Genomic DNA, 21,747 nt, shown 5'->3' on the forward strand with positions numbered 1-21,747 from the left:
TATGGCTTCTGGGTTGGATGATCTGCAACGTTCAGTCGGGTTGATAGGCGAGAAACTAGGAGCGCCGAAGTCGTTGCTGTTGGTCAGAGACCGCTCCCCTGAGGACGGAAGCCCCCACGTTGAGTTTAAAGATGATGGGTTTGATTATGTTTCTTCAGAAAGAGGATGTGAGGTCTTCAGGAAACATGCGGGCTCCTTGGATGAGCTGCTTTTTTTGATAATAAGTGGTGTGGCTTTTGAGATGGCCGTTGAGTATGAGCTTCATCATCGAGTTGCTGGAAGGGATTCCAGAAGAGTGATGTTTGAAAAGTATATTTCAGATCTTAATAAAATTAATCCAGAGTGGGCAAGAAAGGCGTCGGATGAACTTGATGCGGTACTGCTCTCCAACCCGTTTGTAGATAGTTGATGATAAGTGTCGTCTGCAAATCGAAGCGGAGAAAGAACGTGAAAATTAGTAAATGGCTGCTAACAGTATTATTGTCGGCCTTGGGGGGGTGCGCACCTTCCCATTCCAATTGGGAAAATGGAATGAATCTCTGGGTAGGTACTCATTTTGATTCCCATCTTTACAAGGACTGCACGCGAGGCTGTGGCGACTCATATTGGTCGCCTGTAAATAAGAACAAGACGTTTGATAAGGTTGTTGATGAAAGCGGAGGCAAACGGTATTACATAACTTGGATTAGAGATTGTCGATATTCGGTTTTTGTCGCTGCGGATCGGCTAATAAAGTCATGGAGATACGAAACGTCTAACGTAAAAGGATGTTATGTCTTTTAACTGCTGTCTTCAGCGCAGAGGAAGAATACAGATGTATTTAGTAATTACTTGCCGATCAGCGCCAAGCCTAAATAAATCCGTCCCCATTTTCGCTATATAGGTGGCTCGTCAGAAATTCTTGGAAGCAGTCTGGGTGCCTACGGTTCTGAAGTTATTAACGGCGTTATAACCACTGCTGGAGATAAGAAGTGATCAAGCCGAGATCAAGGGTGCAGGCATTTATATTGTTATTGATTTATGTGTTTTTGTTATTTCTGTTGATGGGGGTGATTGCAAAATTTTTGGGGGCGCTGATTAATTATTCAAAGAGTGATGTATGGCGCTTTGGTTGGGCTGATATTGTTGATCTCTTTCCGGGTGTTTTCGCTTACGCACTTCCTGTTGGCGCAGGCATTTTGGTGCAGTCATGGTTGAAAGATCGTAAGAGAAGTAAGTCTGACAGTGGGGAGGGGTAAACGACTGAATGGGGTAATCGTTGTTCTGGTGTTCCTGGCCGGCTGTGCGCTGGGTCTCCAGCAACGATGGAACGACCGTTGAGTCGCCTGTTTACAGTCTTTGCTCGCGCGTGCCCCGTACCTCCAGTTGCTACCTGTTTTAGAAAAAAGTCGGACCACGGGTGTGATGTGATGGCGACGCGGGTAGATCTTGATTTCTGTGCTCAACTACGCATCTTGCCGATACAACCCCGAACCTTTTCGTAGATCCCAATGTCTTTACCCCGCCCAACCACATCTGGTTGGGCTGCATGGACTGCAACGTTTTCAACAGCATTAAGGATTAATGTGAGCCTTTTCCCCCTATTCCCTGCCTCGTCACTGCCTTTCGCGGTGCGAAGGGTTGCACCTGCGCATCCGGCACGCGCGACAAGGGTATGCACTCGGATCCTTTGATCCTTCGCTTGGTACATCTACGGCCGCCGGGCCTATTGGCGGCTTTGATCTGTAGTTCATGGAGTTAGAAATGAAGCGCAAGCAGTTCCAGAAAAGCCTGTTGGCAGCCATGGTCGGCGCAATCAGCACCCAGGTGCTGGCGGTGGATGTCGACCTTGGAGCGGGCAAAACGATGTTCATCAGCGAAACCTACAACGAGTCGTTGGTGCTCACCGGGCAGACCACCCAGGTGGTCGATCAGAACAGCACGGCCGCTGCAGGGCTGGGGGTCGCCAATACCCACATCCAGGGCTCGTTGATCAACCGCGCGGACATTACGCTGAATGCCGATGGCCGTACCATCCGTGGCATTGCGCTGGACCCGATGTACTGGACCGGTCCTCAGAACCTGAGCCCTGGTTCTGTCACGGGTAACGTAGAGCAGGCCGGTATCATTTCGATGAACAATGGCGGCGACGAAGGCATGGAGATCGGCAAGACGGTCATTGGCGGCAGTGTGATCAACTCCGGCACCATCCGTTCGACGCCGCCTTCGACACCGGCACCATTTCCCTCCTTCATCGGTGGGGGCGAGGGTATTTACCTGCATGGCACCACCATCGCCGGGGATGTTTCCAACACTGGCCTGATCGACATGGCGGGTGAAGGCGCGATCGGCATCATACTGGACCGTGACAACAACACCCCGACCACCATCGGCGGCAAGATCCTCAACTCCGGCACCATCAAGGCGACAGGCGAAGGCGCCTGGGGCATCGAAGTTGAAACCGATACCAGCCCGCTGCGAATCGAAAACAGTGGCTTGATCTCGGCCAATGGTTTGGGGGCGCGTGGCATGTTGGTGTACCAGGGCACCTTCGATTACATCCTCAATACCGGCACCATCGAAGGCCTGGGCACCGATGCTGGGGCTTTCGAATTCTCCGGGGCCGACTTCGCGCAAAACAGCGCGGCGGGCTCACGCGGTATCGTCAACCGCGGGATCATCCGTGCGGATGGCACCGCCATCAGCGTCAACCCGGCCGATCAGGTTTCGACCTTTGAAATCAACCAGCAGGCCGGTGAAATCCGCAGTAATTCCGGCACCGCGATTGATGCAGCCAACCTTGCGACGCTGAATTGGACGGGTGGCAACATCATCGGTGACGTGCTGAACCTGAACGCGGTGAACATCGACGGCCAGGCGGGTTTCACAGGCAGCCGCATCATTGCGCCGGTGTCGATCAACTCAGGTTCCCTGAACCTCTCCGCGCCAGGCACTGCCATTACCGGCAACCTCAACGTAGCCAGCGGCGCCGGCATTGATATGCACCTTTCCGACAGCGTAGTGCCGACCACGCCGTACTTGACCGTCAACGGCGCAGCCAACTTTGCCCAAGCCTCGAAGCTGACGGTAAGCGCCAACCCAGGTGATTTCGCCAGCACCAACAGCGGCACCCAATACACCCTGCTGCAAGCCACCAGCGTGCAAGATGGCGGGCTGTCCGTGGCCAGTTCTTCGTCGCTGCTGGACGTGCTCAGCTATTCGGACGACGCACAAACGGTCAAGGCTGTGGTGGCGGTCAAAGACAACCAGCAAGTGCAGCAGGAACTGGCTGGCGTAGGCGCGAGCGCGGCTTCGGCCACGGCGGTCAACACCTTCAAGAACGACGTATTGAGCCGACTCGGCCAAAACGATCAGGTGTTCCAGGCCCTGGCCAACGCCGGTACGGCGCAGCAACTGGCGCAGATCGGTGACCAGCTCAAGCCTGACGTCAACCGTGGCGCCCTGGATGTGGCGTTGTCCGGGCAAACCGTCATCAACGGCGCGATCTTCAATCGCCTCACTGACCAACGCGAAAGCCACCAGGCCGGTGGCGTGTGGGTGCAGGGCCTGAGCAGCAACATGGACCAGGACGGCCGTGGTGGTGACAACGGCTACTCGGCCAACAGCAGCGGCATGGCGGTGGGTGTGGACAGTCGTGTGAACGACACCACCACGTTGGGTGTGGCGTACAGCTACCTTAATTCCAACATCCATTCCGACCTTGGCAACAAAACCGATGTCGAGGGCCACGCGCTGTCGCTGTACGGCAACTGGGCGCTGCAGAACTGGTTTGTCGACGGCAGCCTCAGCTACGGTCATAACGACAACGACAGCAAGCGCCACATTGCTGGCACCACGGCCAAGGGCAGCTACGACAGCAATGTGTTGTCGGCCAGTGTGATCGGCGGCTACAGCTTCAAGCCGTCCGAGACGGTCGTGATCGAGCCTCGTGTGGCTGCGCGTTACGCCAACGTACGCATGGATGGCTACGACGAGAAAGGGTCGTCTGCCGCCCTGAGCACACGTTCGCAGCGTTATGAAGTGGGCGAACTGGGCGCCGGTGTGCGTCTGGCCGGCAACCTGCCGATGGGCGCAGGCAGCCTGCAGCCGGAAGCGACGTTGATGGCGTATCACGACTTGATGGGCGATCGCGTGGCGCAAACTTCCAGCTATATGCTCGGTGGTTCGGCATTCACTGTGACCGGCGCGTCAGTGGCACGTGATAGCTACGAGGCCAGTGTGGGTGTGAACTACCAGGTTTCAGACTTCACCGTAGGCGCCAGCTACACCCGTCAGGCGCGCAGTGGGTTTGATGCCGATGGTGTGATGCTCAAGGCGCGGTATGCGTTTTAAGCTCGGTTAAGGCATTACGCTGTACCGGTGGCGAGGGAGCCCGCTCCGTCGCCACCGATTTCATCAGAACAACTTGCGCTGCACCGCCTCATCCAGCGTACTGCGCGTCAACGCTTCGACCACTTCCCGCGTGTCGGTCTGGAACGGCAGGCCCACGATCAACACCAGGTGCACCCAGGTGCGCACCGACTCACTCTTTTTGACCCGGCCCAATTCCTTGCCGTCCTTGTCCTTGAACACCGTTTCAAGGGTGAAGATGTTCTTTGCGGTGGTGGGGATGATGCAGATCGTGAAGCCGGTGATGAACGCCGACACCGGGCTGTACTCTTCATTGTTGTGCAGCGTGGCATCCACATAGAGGTCCGAGTCGACCTTGTCGGTGCTGACCCGCGAAAAGCGATTGGACTGTTGGAAAGTGTCGGACACCGCCTTTTCCCACAGTACGACCGGGGCCCCGACCGCCGCATTGCCTGGACCGCCGTTGACGTGGTTTTGCGCCGTGGTGCGCACATACACCGTCGGTTTTTGCGCCGGCGCGTTAGCCGTCGGAGGCCAGGTCTGGACCGCTGGCAGTTCGTGTTGTGAGTAGGACACACAGCCGGTCAGCAAGACGGCCGCGAGTACCAGGCAGTGTTTGATCAATCCTTTCATGTGTTGCTCCTGAAACTAAGGTTTCGCCAGGTTGGCGGTAGCGGTGTCGAGCAGTTGCGTGACCAGTTTGGTCAGTTGCTGGCCGCCCATCGACGGCGCCCAGTACTGGCCGCTGTACAACCCGACGTTGTGTTCGAACTTGATCGACTCCTTCGCCGACGCCAGTTCCTTGCCATCGCGATCGACGATGACCAGGTCGCCGGCGACGTCAAAGCTGTCGACGTAGATCGGTCCGTTGACCCAGATCCAAATGGTCAGCGTCAGCAGCGCGCCGGGTACATAGGCCGGGTGCGGGGCGCGATGCCCCTTGAGGGAAGTCATATTGAATTTGAGGGTGACGTCGTGTTCGCCCAGGCGTACCGGATACTCGGTCACCTGCTTGAAATAGCCCGCCGAGCGTACGTACTGATTGATCTGGGCCGTCAGGGAGCGGCTGATGGCCGTTTTGTTGGCCTCGTTGACGTCGCTGGCATTCACCGTCACATCGGCGACTTGGGCACTGCGCGCGCTGCTGACGGATGCTGGGTGGAGTGGGGCGCCGATAGGGCCGGTGACGGTGTAGGAGACACAGCCGGTCATCGACAACGCCGTCAGCAGGGCCGCAGCCCGAAGCAGTACTTTAAACACGCAATATCCCTATAAGTGAGCAGGCCAAGTCAGTGTCTCGACTGGGCGGCGGATAACTTGAGGCGTATTCGTCACTGTACGAAACCTGTCGAAACACCTTGAGAACCGCTCTCAACCCCGTAAAATGCCGCGATTGTTTAAAGCACGATACTTTTCAGGGACGAATTCAGACATGCGCTTGCTTGCCGTGTTTCTCGCGGCCTGCCTCATGGCGGGCTGTGCCTCCAAGCCGGACTACTACATCTCTCCGGCGCCGGTGACTATTCCCAAGACGGCTACTTACTGGCTCGACACCTTCGATGTTGAGGTGGTGGGAAAGAACGAACGCTTCCTGCCGGATGACAAAGTGCGCCAGCAACTGGGTGTCGATCTGGTCGACCGCCTGCTCAAGGCCAAGCGCTACGCCAGCAGCAAGGACAAGGCCGATTACCTGCTGGATGTGAACGTCATTTATACCCGGCGCATACAAGACACCCAAGGCGGTTTCATGACGGCCATTGTCGATGACAAGACCATCCTCGCCAGTGTCGACTTCAACTACCAGGTCAAGGTCAAGAAAGCCGGCGCCGAGGTGCTGCATTTCTCTCAGGTTCGCCAAGGGTTGATGCCAGGTGGGTACAAGGGCGACTGGCAGAACATGAAAACGATGGCCGGTGTGCTGACCAACTCTGGCAATTCCAGCGTCGAGACCTTCTACACCGGTTTATTGAGCCGATTCATCGTTGACGACCTTCGCGACATTCCGTCCCGCTAGCCTTAGCTGCCGCACCCGTTTTTCCACTTAGGAGCACCCTGTGAAAACACTGTCAAAAATCCTGCTGTCCGGCCTCACCGCCGCAGCGCTGTTGACCGTGGCCGGTTGCGCCACGGAGAGCAACCGCGCCATGCCGGTGGAACAAGTCGCCAGCGCCAACGTCGCCTATTCAGGCGTGCGTGTACCGATTGCCGTGGGCAAGTTCGACAACCGCTCCAGCTACATGCGCGGCATCTTCTCCGACGGCGTTGACCGCCTCGGCGGCCAGGCCAAGACCATCCTGATCACCCACCTGCAGCAGACCAACCGCTTCAGCGTGCTCGACCGCGACAACATGGGCGAGATCTCCCAGGAAGCCGCGATCAAAGGCACCGTGCAGAAGCTCAAGGGCGCTGACTACGTGGTGACGGGCGACGTGACCGAGTTCGGCCGCAAAGAAACCGGCGACCGCCAGCTGTTTGGCATCCTTGGCCGTGGCAAGACCCAAGTGGCTTACGCCAAAGTCGCGTTGAATATCGTCAACATCAGCACCTCCGAAGTGGTGTATTCCACCCAGGGCGCCGGTGAGTACGCGCTGTCCAACCGTGAAGTGATCGGCTTCGGCGGCACCGCCAGCTACGACTCCACCCTCAATGGCAAGGTCCTCGACCTGGCCATGCGTGAAGCTATCAACCGCCTCGTCGACGGCATCAACGCCGGCGCCTGGAACCCACGCAACTGATCAGCAGCACCTCAAGGAGCAGTACAAGGATGAGCAAGGCAGTCAAGTTGGCGCTGGTGCTGACAGCAGTGGCGACGGTCGCGGGGTGCCAGACGGCGCCCCAACCCCTGTATCAGTGGGAAAGCTACCAGCCGCAGGTCTACGAGTACTTCAAGGGCGAGCCCAAGGAAGCGCAGGTCGAGGCGCTGGAGCGGGATCTGCAGAAGATCAACGCCAGTGGCCGCAAGGCCCCGCCGGGTTACCACGCCCACTTGGGCATGCTGTACCTGAGCATGGGCAAGGATGACCAGATGGTGCAGGAATTCCGCACCGAGAAGGCGCTGTTCCCTGAGTCCGCTGCGTACATGGATTTCCTGCTGAAAAATGCCAAGACTGGAGTCGCAACCAAATGAGCCTGTTGAAACTCACCGGCGCCTTGCTGGCCCTGGCCTTGCTCGGCGGTTGCGCGGCCCCCAAGACCATCGACTACACGGCGTACAAGCAGGCGCGGCCCAAGTCGATCCTGGTACTGCCGCCGCTCAATGAGTCGCCGGAAGTGCAGGCTTCCTACAGCATGGTCTCGCAAGTGACCTACCCGTTGGCCGAAGCCGGTTACTACGTGTTGCCGATTGCCCTGGTGGATGAAACCTTCCGCCAGAATGGCCTGACCACTGCCAACGATATCCAGGCCGTGCCCCCGGCCAAGCTGCATGACATCTTTGGCGCGGATTCAGCGTTGTACATCACCGTGACTGATTACGGCACCAAGTACATGCTGATCTCCAGCGATACCTCCGTGACGGCCTCGGCCAAACTGGTCGACCTGCGCACCGGCACCACCCTGTGGACCGGTTCGGCGCACGCGTCCAGCGAGGAAGGCAACAACAACGGCGGCGGCATCGTCGGCATGCTGATCACGGCGGCGGTCAAGCAGGTGATCAACAGCTCCACCGATGCGGCGCACCCGATCGCCGGTATTACCAGTGCGCGCCTGCTGTCGCCGGGGCAGCGTGCGGGGATCCTGTACGGTCCGCGTAACCCGAAATACGGTACTGACTGATTGAGCGGTTCGGCGGGGCAGGTGTTTCTGTCCCGCCGAACGGTTTAACCCGAACAGCCAGCACCTTGCGTCTGACCTTGTGAACGGATCATTCATTCACGAGGTTTAGCCCATGTCCCATCCTCTGCTCTTCCTGCGTCCTGCTGCCCAGGGCTTTGCGGTTACCTTGCTGGTGACGCTGACCGGTTGTGGGCTGTCCTCTTCCCATGATGTGGCCAAGCGTGACGAAGCGGCGCCTGTTTCCGAGTTGCAAAGCATCCCCGTGCAAGGCGCGTTAGCTAAACGCATGCCCATGCCCGCACCCATGAGCGCCAGAATGGTGATGCAGGAGTCCGCGGCGATGGATTACCGCAGCGAACCTCGCGAACACTACGAAAACCTGCCGGACAACCCGGTGCATCGCGTGGCTGAAACGCCGGTGTCTACCTTCAGTGTCGACGTCGACACCGGCAGTTACGCCAACGTAAGACGTTTCCTCAACCAAGGCAGCCTGCCGCCCGACGGCGCTGTACGACTGGAGGAAATGGTCAACTATTTCCCCTACCACTACGCGCTGCCCACCGACGGCTCGCCCTTTGGCGTGACCACCGAAGTCGCCGCCACACCATGGAACCCGCGCACCCAACTGCTGCGCATCGGCATCAAGGCCTCCGACCGCGCCGTGGCGCAGTTGGCGCCGGCCAACCTTGTATTCCTGGTGGATGTGTCCGGTTCCATGGATCGCCGCGAAGGCTTGCCACTGGTGAAAAGTACGCTGAAATTGCTGGTGGATCAGTTACGTGAACAGGACCGCGTTTCATTGGTGGTCTACGCCGGGGAATCCCGTGTGGTACTCAAGCCCACGTCCGGACGGGACAAGGTGAAGATCCGCAACGCCATCGACCAACTCACTGCCGGCGGCTCAACGGCGGGCGCATCCGGCATCGAACTGGCCTACCAGATGGCCCGCGAAGGGTTTATCGACAAGGGCATCAACCGCATCCTGCTGGCGACCGACGGTGACTTCAACGTGGGTATCAGTGACTTCGACAGCCTCAAGCAGATGGCGGCTGAACAGCGTAAAAGCGGCGTGTCCCTCACCACCCTGGGGTTCGGTGTGGATAACTATAACGAACACCTGATGGAACAGCTGGCCGATGCAGGCGACGGTAACTACGCCTACATCGACAACCTTCGCGAAGCGCGCAAGGTACTGGTGGACCAACTCAGTTCGACCCTGGCGATTGTGGCTCGGGACGTGAAACTGCAGGTGGAATTCAACCCTGCGCGTGTCAGCGAATATCGCCTGCTGGGCTATGAAAACCGCGCCCTGAAGCGTGAGGATTTCAACAACGACAAGGTCGACGCGGGTGAAATTGGCGCAGGGCATACGGTCACGGCGTTGTACGAAATTGTGCCGAAGGGCCAGAAGGGTTGGCTGGAGCCCTTGCGCTACGCTGCTGCGTCGACCGCCGAAGATAAATCCACTGAGCTGGCGATGCTGCGTGTGCGCTACAAGCCTGCGGCGGGTGGTGAAAGCCAGCTGATCGAGCGGCCCATCAGTAATGAGTCCACCAACGCCAGCGATGACCTGCGCTTCGCGGCAGCCGTGGCCGCTTTCGCCCAACAGCTCAAGGGCGATGGCCGCTACACTGGCAGCATGAGCCTGCAGGACACTGCCGCACTGGCCCGCTCAGCCCGAGGCAATGACCCGTTCGGCTTGCGTAACGAGTTCGTGCAGTTGGTGGAGCTGGCTCAAAGCCTCAAACACTGAATTTGCCTGCAGCGTCGAACCAATGTGGGAGCTGGCTTGCCTGCGATAGCATCAATGCGGTGTGACTGAAACACCGAAGCGTCTGCATCGCGGGCAAGCCCGGCTCCCACAAGAAATCTGCATTGATCCATCGAAAGGAGTTCGCCACCTACATGGCCGTACCCGATGATTCACCCAGCGACGAAGCGCTGCTGGCCCGCTACCGAACCGGCGACAGCGCCGCGTTCGAAGCCCTGTACGCCCGGCACCGCCAGGGCTTGTACCGATTCCTCGTGTCCTTGAGCAACAAGGCCGAACTGGCCGAGGAAATCTACCAGGAGACCTGGCTCAGCCTGATCCGCAGCGCCACCCAGCCACAAGGCCGGGCGAGTTTTCGTACATGGTTGTTCCAGATCGCCCGCAACCGCCTGATCGATTACTGGCGCAAGCACGGCATCCACAACCCGCTGCACGACAGTTACGACGAGCAACTGCACGCCCAGGCCGACGACAGCGCCGGCCCCGAGCAGCAACTGAGCCTCAGCCGCGACCAGGCGCGACTCGACGCCGCGCTGCAAGACCTGCCCGAAGACCAGCGCGAAGTCTTCCTGCTGCGCCTGCACGGCGACCTCGAAGTCCCGCAAATCGCCGCTCTCACCGGCACCCCGCTGGAAACCGTCAAAAGCCGCCTGCGTTACGCCCAGCAGAAACTGCGCCGCCTGCTGGCCGAGGAGATACCCGCATGACCGACTCCCGCCACACCCAGGACCCCGACGACGTGCTGCTCCAGCACATGCGTCAACACAGCACCGGCGAGCCGCCCGCGTCCCTCGACGCCTTCATCCTCAACGCCGCCCGCAGTGAAGCCCCGGCACCGCAGCCAAGCCTGTGGCAACGCTGGCTGCAAGCCTGCCAACGACCACGCTGGCAGATGGCATTCGCCACCGTCGCAGGCTTGGCATTGATGATCGGCGTGGTGACGCGCGAACCCGTGCCGCAACCCGAAATCTCCACCGCGACCTTCTCCGCGGTTCATGAGGAAGCCGCGCGTCCCGCCCCGGCACCGATGTCCGCGCCGGCGCCGGTGGCCCGACTGGCTGTAGCCCCCAAGGCTGAGAGCGCGCAAGTCATGGGCTCGATGGCGGATGAATCGAGCGCCAAGCTCAGCAAGCGCGCGCCGGTGGTGTTGCCGGGGTTGGAGGAGGGGTTGCAGGAGATTGTGAGCCTGCGTGAGGCTGGGGAAACCAAGGCGGCGGATGAAAAGCTGTTGGAGTTGTACAAGCGCTTTCCCGGTGAAGATTTGCCGGCGCTGTTGGAGGCGTTGCAGAAACACTGAATCGTCGTCCACAAAAAAGCCCCAGGCCTTTCGACCTGGGGCTTTCTCATCATATCTGGTGCCCCGGCGGGCCTTAAACCTGACAACTAAATAGATGATTTATAAGGGTTTTTATTTTATTTTATTTGCTGGGGTACACAGAGGGATACATGTTTTTAGCGACTGGCAAGGGGCGCGCGTGCTGTGAGTCGTCATGAGTAGTGAAAGATGGCCTCACCCCTTAGTGTGTGCCTCATCCTAAAATGAGGCTCCCGGATAGGCACCTAGCATGGAGGTGTTCAGCACCTCATATCCGAGTAATCGCCCAAAAAGCAGGCGTGGAGGGTATATTGACCATCTCCCACTAGGCTATTAAGCGACACTAATAAACTTCTTTCAACTCTTTTTTCTCAAGCATATTGAGTAAATCAATTTCGGTCCAATTAATAAACCACGGCATAGTTAAGGCCTTCTTTAGAAAACCATTAATTTGCTGGTCATTAGGGATCTTTTGCCCAATGCTTCTGTAAAAACGTTTCACATATTTCGACTTCCTATCGTCATCTAAATATGGGCAAGAGATTGAGTCTAGAAAAATGCAGGCTTTCTCCGTGTTTGTCGATAAGTCAGATAAATCACGGAGCGATAGATCTATACCTCTTTCCACGATCGTTTTTGTCGGTGAATATGCTTCGAGATTTTTTATATAATACAGGCAGCTCATAAGATCATAATATGAACTCTGCGCCGTCAAAAGCTCGTTAAGAACTACGGGTGGAAGCATGCAATCAACTCCGAGTTCAGAGCAGGCCAGTACAATATTAAGAGCTTCTAAGTAAACAAAATTTCTAGTGGTTGATTTGAAGTAAATCAAGTCGCCGGTTAGCAATTGTAGCGTTAGTTCATGGACGCGTTGGTTTATTGAGGCGTTATGCTCTGGAAGGTATTTTTTGGTGAATCGAGATATCAGTATGATAGAGGTTGATAGCTTATAAGAAGCATTGACTGATGGTGCTGTGGTATAAAAGAAAAATAAAACTTCAGTTAGTGTGTCAAGTGCATCAGTGTAGTGGCTCGTTACTTCTATCTCTTCAGGGCTTTTGATATTTATTATTTTTTTAATACGGTTGGTTATCGCAGAAATTATGTACGATGACACAGAGTCATAATCTACCTGGTTGCTTGAACAAATTGACTTCACACTGTCAATGAAGCTTTTTGTTAATTTTTTAGAATTATAGATACGTTTTGGAATAAGCTTTTCATTGTTTTCACGAGAGTCTAGAAAGTTGTCGCTGAAAGTGTTGATTGCGAAATTGGTTTCTGTGATCACTCTGGATTTTGTTGAGAAAAAAGGGCGTGAGTATTGTACTACCTTATTCCGGTTGACATGTAAGTTGTAATTGTTGAGCTCTTCTGTATATATTTCCGCTATGAGTTTGGTATGCTCATTAGTTTTGGCGAATATAAATATATCGTCTACATATCTTCTTATTGTATAATCTTTTCCATTTGTCGCTGGAGGGCTTAAACTATCTAGCCGCTGCTCTACTGTGCTGTCAATACGTTGAAAAATAATTTCTGCGAAGATTCGACTAATTTCCGGTCCGATAAGGATTCCGTTAGTTTCATTGTAGTTGGATTGTTGCATTAGGCTATCGAAAACTTGCCCAAAAGTTGTAGTGATTCTTAGATTGCTCTTAGTGTTTTCTTTGGATTTTGTAGCCCAGGCTATTGAGTGTGTATAGATACTGTCAAAACACTTGGAGACATCTAAGCACAAAAAAATTCCGTAATCTTTTTCTATATTCAAAAAATCTTTCGAGTTATAGAACTTGAAAAGCCTATCGTGTCCGCGGTATGCGAAATATGAACTGCTGTGCTTTGTCAACTGATCTGTATCTACGTTGCTGACATCGCCCCGTTTAAACTCGCTTATGTTTTCCCAGGAGTTTTTATAGAAGAAAGTACTCGCTACTTTGTAAGGTGCTCTTATAGAAAATGCGCTGGAGTTACAAAAGTGACAAATTAATTTCCCATATTTTTTGTAGAACTCTACAAATTTCAGCTGTGAGGCGGGGTGTATGATCGCTAACGTGCGAAGCTCTGTAGTGGTTTTTCTGATTTTGTACTTGTAGGGTATTGTCGGTTTGAGGTTTTGTTGCTTAATGATATTATTGATAATGGCTACAAAAATTTCATTCTTGTCTCCGTTCTTGATATTTTTATGAAAGCCATCATTTGAATGTATTAACGGTGTTTCATAAGGTAACGTCTCCGTAGAAAGAATCCGGAGAAAATCGTCTTTCCTTATCTTTTCCCTTATGATTCCTTTAGACATATTTCCAGCACCGTTGTATCTCAGAAAGACGCTTTTCTGAGAAATGTAAGTAGATTTTTTTCTCGTGGCCCCGTCGAAAGCTCCACTGCAATAAATTTCTTCTTTGTGTGTCATTTGTATTGCAAAAGAATAGATGACAGGCCCTTCCATGCCCTGAAGTTATAACCTTTTTCAGGAATAGGTCTAACTCGCTTAAAGCTTCAGATTTCTCGTGGGAAATTCGGTGATAATTATGATAAATACCGGCCAGCCTTTTTCTGTCTCGATCCGAATCAATTACGCTAAAATTGGAGCAGAGAAAAGAAATCCTATCCTCTAATAGCTCGAAATCTTTATCGCTTGCGTATGAGAGGAGACTTTTGATTATTCTGGTCTTTATTTTATTGACCTTTGTATCTGCGATATCTAAATCCACTATTCTCGGTTTTTTTCCGTCGTTTGAAGTTTGCTCTTTCACCTTGAATTTGTAGCCTAAGAACTCAAAGTCTATCGCGGGCTCTTTTGTATTTATCGCTTGAATTGCTGCGCCTTTTTCGTTGTACACGCGCGATCTTTCTTTTATGACTTGTTTCTTGCTGTTTAGTGTTAATCCCGTTGGTAGCCAAGACTTAATGAGTTTAGTGAATTTTCGCCTATTCTCGTCTCCGCTCGTTATTAGGATTATATCGTCGACATATCTGGAGAAATAGAAAACTTCCGCATGGCTTGAGACTTTTTTATCGAAGTCGGAAAGTATTAGTTCGGAAAGCGTTGCGCTTACAGATAGTCCCCTAGGTATACCATTCTGACCTGATCTTTGAAAGTATCGTAATATATCTAATATGTGTCTTTTTGTTGGTGAAGAAAGAAGTTTTATCGATTCAATTCGCGATGAAATATCAGCTAAAGAAATTGACTCGTAAAAGCTTTTTATATCGAGTCGATAAATCCGGTATTGAATGCCTTCTGATAGTAGTGCTTCAATATTAGCTACAATGGAGTCTCTATCCATCATTCTAATATTTGCCAGTTTTAGGACGTTTGCGTTGATTTTTCTCAGAGTGAGTTCGTCCGAAAATTTCGGGACTTTAACTACGCACTTGCCTCGAATTGTACTTATTGTGAAAGCACTTAGGTCTGGAAAGCCATCCTTGCCCCGAGTACAAGCGTCAGTTATTTGCTTTTGTCGTTCACTATCGTTGTGTAACGCTCGATATTTCCGGAAGTCCGATTTTCTGATCTCTCGGCTAAGAGAGGTTTCGTTGAAGCTTTGATCGAACATTTGGCCTCCTAGCCTCTGGGAAGAGATCCAGATTGTGGTGAGCGTTAGCGTTTAACTTAATCTTCGGGGTGCTTCTTCAAACCATTGAGGTCGATAGTCGCATAGACTTTCGATCCCGCCCAGTGCCAATGCGAAAGGAGTATCAATCTCGGGTTTGGATTGGCCTGATCACCGAACAGATCTCATTCATGTTGTGAATACCGCGTTTTAGAGTCCAGGGTATGAGCTTTTTTGAGCCCCCCGAATACCCCAGAAGCCAACTCGTTAGGCGTCAGTTACATTTTTCTTTAGGGCTGCTCGGTTTTGCGGTCATTGATGTGGACCAAATCAGGCTGGCGTGCAGGGATTCGCAGGGTAATTTCATAGGTTGCTAAAGGCTGATCGTATGCTGTGGCAATGGGCTAGGACATCCGCAGCGTATGCAGGGAAATCGAGGTATTTAGCCCGCAGGTGTGGTGGGGGACAACGGCGCGCGCCGGGTGGAGCGCCAGCCGGCCAGTGGTGGTTTTCCTAAACAGTGGGATCAGTTGCGTCATTGCGGCTCACGTGGCTACCGGATCGCGTCGCCACCGATCTGTCATTTGCATTCGTGCTGACAGGGGGAATCAGTCAGGAGGAGACGTCGGCTAAGAACTCAAGGACTGCAACTGATCCGTAGCGGCCACCTACTGGCGATTCTGACGGGCCTGCTTCAATGCCTCAGATGCTGAGCTCGCGGTCAATCAGCTTTGCATTTCCCTTTCTGCCCGGCACTGTTCAGCATGCCAGTTTTGCCAGGTTGACAACTCATTTTTAAATGTTTCTGAGCAAACCAGTCTGGGCCGGATCAAGTGCACATCACTAGCTTCCTCAGCAAAGACGTAGCGATCAGCATGCTCAATGATCATCTTCCGTATCAAGCTAGCCGTCTTAACATCAAGTGTGGTACCTCGCGGCCACACTTGGTTACCGATGCAGGTGTAGAGTAAGTGCTTCGGACTTAGGGGCAGGAGTATGTCTCCATTATTGACTCCCCACCCACCACCAAAGTCATAGTTCTTCGAGTCCTGAAAATTAAGACGTATAAGCGGGTTGTCAGATGTGGGCCATGACATACCATCCGGAGCATGCAAGATAGTCCATTTGTGAGTTGGTAAGCGGCCTAGCGTTTTGGTTAACAGGTGCCTCATTTGCCAAATCCACAATCGCCTTCCCACAACGGTTTCTGCTTTTACTTGACCGCCTCCCTCCGGGAGAGTCTCGATGGATATTTTGAAGAGAGAGGGGGCAACGCTTTCATCCGAAGATATTGGGAATGGTTGGTTCCTCTGAGCGGCCTGCTCCATTTTAAGGGCGGAACGTTGCATGCTTTCATCCATTAATGTCTGCAATGTCTCGTTCTGTCGGCGTATGAACTGTCTCAGACGAGCCGGAGTGCGTACGTCTAGGGCAACCGCGAACCGCACCAGCCGTCTCCAGTGCTCGGGCAGCATCCGATCTTCTCGAACAACTCGACGGATAGCTTCCTCCGCAGGATTTTCAAATTCATTGTCGAGCCAGCGTTCGAACTCGTCTGTTTCTTCCTGCCCTGCAAGGTAGGTGTAGAGGTGTTGGTGAAAGGCAATTCCTTTCAGCGACTGTTTTTTCCACAGGGGAACATTATTGCTAGGGACCAATAGCCGATAAGTGAGGATTTGGCCCGTATCAGCCCACTGCTTCAGGTAAAGCTTGGGCACGTAATGGTTGTCTTTACGCAGTTGCGGCATCGGCGCATTTTCCCGTTGTGAAGGGGGAGGTCAGGGCAATCATACATGCTCAGTGCCGCCGGACTGGCAACCACTGCCATAGGCTCTCGTGGCTCTGTACTCCTTAAACAACCGCGGTTTCTAATTGGTAAAGCTCACAACAATAATCTGGTATTCACGGCCGACCGCTTTGGCCCTGCGTTGCCGCTGCTAGGTGTTACGTGCGTTGGGAGTAAGGCATTCTTATAGGAGTGAAAATGGGGAAAATAGGGACAGATTTATTTACGTTCAGACCAAAGCCCTATTCATTGCGTGACAACACACCTAACGCAGAATTGCAGGCTAGGAGCAATGCCAGCTGCCGCCCTGAGATCACAAGAGCCATATGAGATGCAACTATCTGAAAATTCCAGAAAGTTGCGCCCCAAGGCTTACAAAAAATCGCCCACAAAAAAGCCCCAGGTCTTTCGACCTGGGGCTTTTTCATCATATCTGGTGCACCCGGCGGGATTCGAACCCACGACCCCTGCCTTCGGAGGGCAGTACTCTATCCAGCTGAGCTACGGATGCTTGTGCGGGCGACATCATACCCATGTCGACCTTGGGCGTCCATGCTGGTCTTTGGGCGTTTATACGTAGGAGTTGGCCCCGCAGAGGCCCTGCGCCGGGTGCCGCTGATCGATGTGCTGGAACCTGGCTGAAACACGCTGATCAGAAAGTTTCGGCAAATGCGCCGTTTTCGTTCTTTTTTTCGAACAGACTATTGCCCTGCACCCCCATTGATCCTAGGATTCGTTTGAGATTTCAAACGCTCTGTCTCCCGCGCGCGCTTCCACTTCTCTTGCGCGCTGGGGCTGATTTCCCTGACGGCAGCCCACAAGGCGCCTTTCAACAACTCTAATTCGCTCCGCGTGCGCGCGGTGCTGTTAAGGAAAGCCGACATGCAGCTTAAAGATGCCCAGTTGTTCCGCCAGCAAGCCTTTATCGATGGCGCTTGGGTCGATGCGGACAACGGTCAGACCATCAAGGTCAACAACCCTGCCACGGGCGAGATTCTTGGCACCGTGCCAAAGATGGGCGCCGCTGAAACCCGCCGCGCCATCGAAGCCGCCGACAAGGCGCTGCCGGCCTGGCGTGCACTGACCGCCAAGGAGCGCGCCAACAAGCTGCGCCGCTGGTTCGAACTGTTGATCGAAAACCAGGACGACCTCGGCCGCCTGATGACCCTCGAGCAAGGCAAACCACTGGCCGAAGCCAAGGGCGAAATTGTCTACGCCGCCTCCTTTATCGAGTGGTTCGCTGAAGAAGCCAAGCGCATCTACGGCGACGTGATCCCGGGCCACCAGCCCGACAAGCGCCTGATCGTGATCAAGCAGCCGATCGGCGTGACCGCTGCGATTACCCCGTGGAACTTCCCGGCCGCGATGATCACCCGTAAAGCCGGCCCGGCCCTGGCCGCGGGTTGCACCATGGTGATCAAGCCGGCTTCGCAAACGCCGTTCTCGGCCCTGGCCCTGGTTGAGCTGGCGCACCGTGCCGGTATCCCGAAAGGCGTGCTGAGCGTTGTGACCGGCAGCGCTGGCGACATCGGCGGCGAGCTGACCAGCAACCCGATTGTGCGCAAATTGTCCTTCACCGGCTCGACCGAAATCGGTCGTCAGCTGATGGCCGAATGCGCCAAGGACATCAAGAAAGTCTCCCTAGAACTGGGCGGCAACGCGCCGTTCATCGTGTTCGACGACGCGGACCTGGATAAGGCCGTCGAAGGCGCGATCATTTCCAAGTACCGCAACAACGGTCAGACCTGCGTCTGTGCCAACCGCCTGTACATTCAGGATTCGGTGTACGACGCCTTTGCCGAAAAACTCAAAGTGGCAGTCGCCAAATTGAAAATCGGCAACGGTCTGGAAGACGGCACGACCACTGGCCCGCTGATCGACGAAAAAGCTGTGGCCAAGGTCCAGGAACACATTGCCGATGCCCTGAGCAAAGGCGCCAAGCTGTTGGCCGGTGGCAAGGTGATGGAAGGCAACTTCTTCGAGCCGACTATCCTGGTCGACGTGCCGAAGGACGCTGCCGTGGCGAAGGAAGAAACCTTCGGCCCGCTGGCGCCGCTGTTCCGTTTCAAGGACGAAGCCGAAGTGATCGCGATGTCCAACGACACCGAGTTCGGCCTGGCCTCCTACTTCTATGCCCGCGACCTGGGCCGTGTGTTCCGTGTGGCCGAAGCCCTGGAATACGGCATGGTCGGCGTCAACACTGGGTTGATCTCCAACGAAGTGGCGCCGTTTGGCGGCATCAAGGCCTCGGGCCTGGGCCGTGAAGGCTCCAAGTACGGGATCGAGGATTACCTGGAAATCAAATACCTCTGCCTGGGCATCTAAGCTCAGCAAGAGATCGCAGCAAACGCAGAGGGCACGAGAGCGCTGACCCTTTGCGTGTTTCACCCCGTAATTCGTAGTGGCCGGGAAAGCTGTGGCAGTCGATCATCGCATGCTGCCGCAGTTGCCTCCCCGCCACGTATTCCTTGGACCACGCCACCCGATGAGTGGCGAATGAGGACTTTATGAGCAAGACCAACGCATCCCTGATGAAACGCCGCGAAGCCGCTGTCCCGCGCGGTGTTGGCCAGATTCACCCGATCTTCGCCGAATCCGCGAAGAACGCCACCGTGACCGACGTTGAAGGTCGCGAGTTCATCGACTTCGCCGGCGGTATCGCCGTGCTGAACACCGGCCACGTGCACCCGAAAATCATCGCGGCCGTGACCGAGCAACTGAACAAGCTGACGCACACCTGTTTCCAGGTACTGGCCTACGAGCCTTACGTGGAACTGTGCGAAAAAATCAACGCCAAGGTCCCAGGTGATTTCGCCAAGAAAACCCTGCTGGTCACCACCGGTTCCGAAGCCGTCGAAAACGCCGTGAAAATCGCCCGCGCCGCCACGGGCCGTGCCGGTGTGATTGCCTTCACCGGCGCCTACCACGGCCGCACCATGATGACCCTGGGTCTCACGGGTAAAGTCGTGCCTTATTCGGCCGGCATGGGCCTGATGCCAGGCGGCGTGTTCCGCGCGCTGTTCCCGAACGAACTGCACGGCGTGAGCGACGACGACGCCATCGCCAGCATCGAACGCATCTTCAAGAACGATGCCGAGCCGCGTGATATCGCTGCGATCATCATCGAGCCGGTGCAGGGCGAAGGTGGGTTCTACGTCGCGCCTAAATCCTTCATGAAGCGCCTGCGTGAACTGTGCGACAAGCACGGCATCCTGCTGATCGCTGACGAAGTGCAAACCGGTGCCGGCCGTACTGGTACTTTCTTCGCCATGGAGCAGATGGGCGTTGCCGCCGATCTGACCACCTTCGCCAAGTCCATCGCCGGCGGCTTCCCGCTGGCTGGTGTGTGCGGCAAGGCCGAGTACATGGACGCCATCGCGCCAGGCGGCCTGGGCGGCACCTACGCCGGTAGCCCGATCGCTTGCGCCGCGGCCCTGGCCGTGATGGAAGTGTTCGAAGAAGAGCACCTGCTGGACCGCTGCAAGGCTGTCGGCGAGCGTCTGGTGACCGGTCTGAAAGCTATCCAGGCCAAGTACCCGGTGATCGGCGAAGTGCGCGCTTTGGGCGCAATGATCGCGGTCGAGCTGTTCGAAGGTGGCGACAGCCACAAGCCAAACGCCGCTGCGGTTGCCGCCGTGGTAGCCAAGGCACGTGACAAGGGCCTGATCCTGTTGAGCTGCGGCACCTACGGCAACGTGTTGCGCGTACTGGTCCCGCTGACCTCGCCGGACGAGCAGTTGGACAAAGGCCTGGCGATCATCGAAGAGTGCTTCTCCGAGCTGTAAGCGGATGCTGACCTGATCGACAGAAAAAACCCGCTTCGGCGGGTTTTTTTATGCCCATTGCCGCACATTCAGGCCGTGTTCATTGTACGCAGGCGTCTGCATTGTCTAAGGTTGCAGCATTGCCGATGGAGCGTGCTGGATGACTGCTGTTGATTTACCCGCTGTACCCCGTGTGTTGATTGCCGAGGCGGACCCTTGGTCGCGGGATTTGCTCAAGCAAGTGCTGTTGAATGTGCGCTGCGACGCGCGGCTGGATGTGTGTGCCGATGGGCAACAGGCGGCGACGTTGCTGCGAGAGAAAGCCTACGATCTGATCCTGGCCGATTGGGAGCTGCCGGGTGTCGACGGCTTGAGCCTGTTGCGCACTGTACGCCAGAAGCGTCGCTCGCCCGGTCTGCCGTTCATTCTGCTGAGCAGTCGCAATGACAGCGCCAGCGTGCGCGAAGCCTTGCCACTGGCGCCCACGGCGTACCTGACCAAACCCCTGAACATGGAAGGCCTGACCCAGCGCCTGCAAGACCTGCTGCTCAATGAAGGCGAAACGGTGTACTGCGAGATTCCGCCGCTGGCGCCGGGCATGACCTTGCCGGTGTTCCTTGAGCGCCGCCGCGAAGCGTCCGATGGCGCACCCTTGCGAGTCGATGTGAAAGCCGCCGTGCAACACAGTCTCGGCCCCGATGGCTTGGACCTCAAGCGCCTGGAAGACCAGGTGCGCATGGACCCGCAAATCACCGCCGTGCTGATCGCCGCCGCCAACAGCGCCGGCCATCACGGTACCCCCGTGCAAACCTTGCCTGCTGCGTTGCAAAAGCTGGTGCCGGGGCAAAGCATGAACCTTATTCTCGGCCTGGCGCTCAAGCACAACGTGGTGTTGGGCGACCCGGCCTTGGTGGCCTATGCGGAGCGCCATTGGCAGTTGTCCCAGGACACCGCCGACTACGCTCGGCGGCTGGCACGCATGCTGGAGTTGGACCACGAACGCTGCTACAGCGCTGGTATCCTCCATCGGCTCGGTGACCTGGCGCTGTTGCGCTGCCTGGAAGATTGGCGCCAGGGCGGTGGTGCACTGGATGAGGAAGCGATTGGTGAGTCGCTCTACACCTTCGGCGCAGCCTATGGTTCGGCACTGCGCGCGCGTTGGCGTTTGCCGCTGGAACTGCGCCAGTTGATCGCGGCGATTTACTCGTTGGAGGGCGGTGTGTATGCCAGGGATGCATTGGTGGTGAACCTGGCGGCGCAGATGGCGCGTTTGACTGAGCATGAAGGTTTGGAAGCGCTGGCCAGGGGCAAGACTGCGCGATTACTCAAGGTCGGCTTGGCGGAACTGACGCGGATCCGCAAGGCCTGAAGTCCACACCGAACCCCTGTAGGAGCTGGCTTGCCAGCGATAGCAGTGGAGGCTGACA

At 55.5% G+C, this 21,747-nt stretch carries 18 protein-coding genes and 1 tRNA gene; 13 read left to right on the top strand and 6 right to left on the bottom strand.

Features of this window, described 5'->3' with window-relative positions; genetic code table 11:
* The first annotated feature begins 1 nt into the window (after position 1).
* The 3 genes from U367_RS0100190 (at position 2) to U367_RS0100200 (ending at position 4,332) form a co-directional block, all read left to right on the top strand.
* Entirely contained in the window at positions 2–409 is a 408-nt protein-coding gene (locus tag U367_RS0100190; protein WP_028615235.1) for an Imm63 family immunity protein, read from the top strand.
* A 562-nt stretch (positions 410–971) separates the two neighbouring features.
* Entirely contained in the window at positions 972–1,238 is a 267-nt protein-coding gene (locus U367_RS0100195; RefSeq protein WP_028615236.1) for a hypothetical protein, read from the top strand.
* A gap of 505 nt (positions 1,239–1,743) precedes the next feature.
* A complete protein-coding gene (locus U367_RS0100200; protein ID WP_028615237.1) occupies positions 1,744–4,332 on the top strand; it encodes an autotransporter family protein in 2,589 nt (862 codons plus the stop codon).
* A gap of 63 nt (positions 4,333–4,395) precedes the next feature.
* Here the strand turns inward: U367_RS0100200 and U367_RS0100205 are convergent, their stop codons facing one another.
* The gene (locus U367_RS0100205; RefSeq protein ID WP_028615238.1) at positions 4,396–4,983 is read right to left on the bottom strand and encodes a hypothetical protein; all 588 of its coding nucleotides are present in this window, start codon (positions 4,981–4,983) and stop codon (positions 4,396–4,398) included.
* A 15-nt stretch (positions 4,984–4,998) separates the two neighbouring features.
* The gene (locus tag U367_RS0100210; protein WP_028615239.1) at positions 4,999–5,610 is read right to left on the bottom strand and encodes a hypothetical protein; all 612 of its coding nucleotides are present in this window, start codon (positions 5,608–5,610) and stop codon (positions 4,999–5,001) included.
* Between the two features lie 172 nt (positions 5,611–5,782).
* Here U367_RS0100210 and U367_RS0100215 point away from each other — a divergent pair, with 172 nt between their 5' ends.
* The 7 genes from U367_RS0100215 to U367_RS0100245 all read left to right on the top strand — a co-directional run bounded on the left by U367_RS0100215 (position 5,783) and on the right by U367_RS0100245 (position 11,192).
* Positions 5,783–6,364 carry a hypothetical protein gene (locus U367_RS0100215; protein ID WP_028615240.1) on the top strand — a complete coding sequence of 194 codons (582 nt, stop codon included), beginning with the start codon at positions 5,783–5,785 and terminating at the stop codon, positions 6,362–6,364.
* Between the two features lie 40 nt (positions 6,365–6,404).
* Positions 6,405–7,085, top strand: a complete 681-nt coding sequence (locus U367_RS0100220) for a CsgG/HfaB family protein (RefSeq protein ID WP_010214228.1) — start codon at positions 6,405–6,407, stop codon at positions 7,083–7,085.
* Between the two features lie 29 nt (positions 7,086–7,114).
* Positions 7,115–7,477 (top strand): DUF4810 domain-containing protein, encoded by a 363-nt coding sequence (locus tag U367_RS0100225; protein ID WP_028615241.1) that lies wholly within the window; start codon positions 7,115–7,117, stop codon positions 7,475–7,477.
* Entirely contained in the window at positions 7,474–8,124 is a 651-nt protein-coding gene (locus tag U367_RS0100230) for a DUF799 domain-containing protein (protein WP_028615242.1), read from the top strand. Before U367_RS0100225 ends, U367_RS0100230 begins: the two co-directional genes overlap by 4 nt.
* Before the next feature lie 112 nt (positions 8,125–8,236).
* The gene (locus U367_RS0100235; protein WP_028615243.1) at positions 8,237–9,877 is read left to right on the top strand and encodes a vWA domain-containing protein; all 1,641 of its coding nucleotides are present in this window, start codon (positions 8,237–8,239) and stop codon (positions 9,875–9,877) included.
* A 152-nt stretch (positions 9,878–10,029) separates the two neighbouring features.
* Positions 10,030–10,602: an RNA polymerase sigma factor gene (locus U367_RS0100240; protein ID WP_028615244.1), complete on the top strand. Its 573-nt coding sequence runs from the start codon at positions 10,030–10,032 to the stop codon at positions 10,600–10,602.
* Positions 10,599–11,192 (top strand): hypothetical protein, encoded by a 594-nt coding sequence (locus tag U367_RS0100245; protein ID WP_028615245.1) that lies wholly within the window; start codon positions 10,599–10,601, stop codon positions 11,190–11,192. The genes U367_RS0100240 and U367_RS0100245 overlap by 4 nt, the downstream gene beginning before the upstream one ends.
* 361 nt (positions 11,193–11,553) lie before the next feature.
* On the opposite strand, the gene drt3b is transcribed toward U367_RS0100245, so the two are convergent.
* From drt3b to U367_RS0100265, 4 genes are all read right to left on the bottom strand, one after another.
* Complete coding sequence (gene drt3b / locus U367_RS01000000129815; RefSeq protein ID WP_050587818.1) at positions 11,554–13,512, bottom strand: antiviral reverse transcriptase Drt3b; 1,959 nt, start codon at positions 13,510–13,512, stop codon at positions 11,554–11,556.
* Entirely contained in the window at positions 13,505–14,773 is a 1,269-nt protein-coding gene (gene drt3a / locus U367_RS1000000130585; protein ID WP_073859981.1) for an antiviral reverse transcriptase Drt3a, read from the bottom strand. The genes drt3b and drt3a overlap by 8 nt, the downstream gene beginning before the upstream one ends.
* A gap of 722 nt (positions 14,774–15,495) precedes the next feature.
* A complete protein-coding gene (locus U367_RS0100260; protein ID WP_028615248.1) occupies positions 15,496–16,518 on the bottom strand; it encodes a DUF4238 domain-containing protein in 1,023 nt (340 codons plus the stop codon).
* A 472-nt stretch (positions 16,519–16,990) separates the two neighbouring features.
* Positions 16,991–17,067: transfer RNA gene (locus U367_RS0100265), tRNA-Arg, on the bottom strand.
* Between the two features lie 371 nt (positions 17,068–17,438).
* On the opposite strand from U367_RS0100265, the gene gabD reads away from it, so the two are divergent.
* From gabD to U367_RS0100280, 3 genes are all read left to right on the top strand, one after another.
* Complete coding sequence (gene gabD / locus U367_RS0100270) at positions 17,439–18,881, top strand: NADP-dependent succinate-semialdehyde dehydrogenase (protein WP_028615249.1); 1,443 nt, start codon at positions 17,439–17,441, stop codon at positions 18,879–18,881.
* 182 nt (positions 18,882–19,063) lie between these two features.
* Positions 19,064–20,341 (top strand): 4-aminobutyrate--2-oxoglutarate transaminase, encoded by a 1,278-nt coding sequence (gene gabT / locus U367_RS0100275; RefSeq protein ID WP_028615250.1) that lies wholly within the window; start codon positions 19,064–19,066, stop codon positions 20,339–20,341.
* Positions 20,342–20,480: 139 nt separating this feature from the next.
* Positions 20,481–21,689 carry an HDOD domain-containing protein gene (locus U367_RS0100280; protein WP_028615251.1) on the top strand — a complete coding sequence of 403 codons (1,209 nt, stop codon included), beginning with the start codon at positions 20,481–20,483 and terminating at the stop codon, positions 21,687–21,689.
* Positions 21,690–21,747: the final 58 nt, after the last annotated feature.

Source organism: Pseudomonas canadensis (assembly GCF_000503215.1).
Lineage (GTDB): Bacteria > Pseudomonadota > Gammaproteobacteria > Pseudomonadales > Pseudomonadaceae > Aquipseudomonas > Aquipseudomonas canadensis.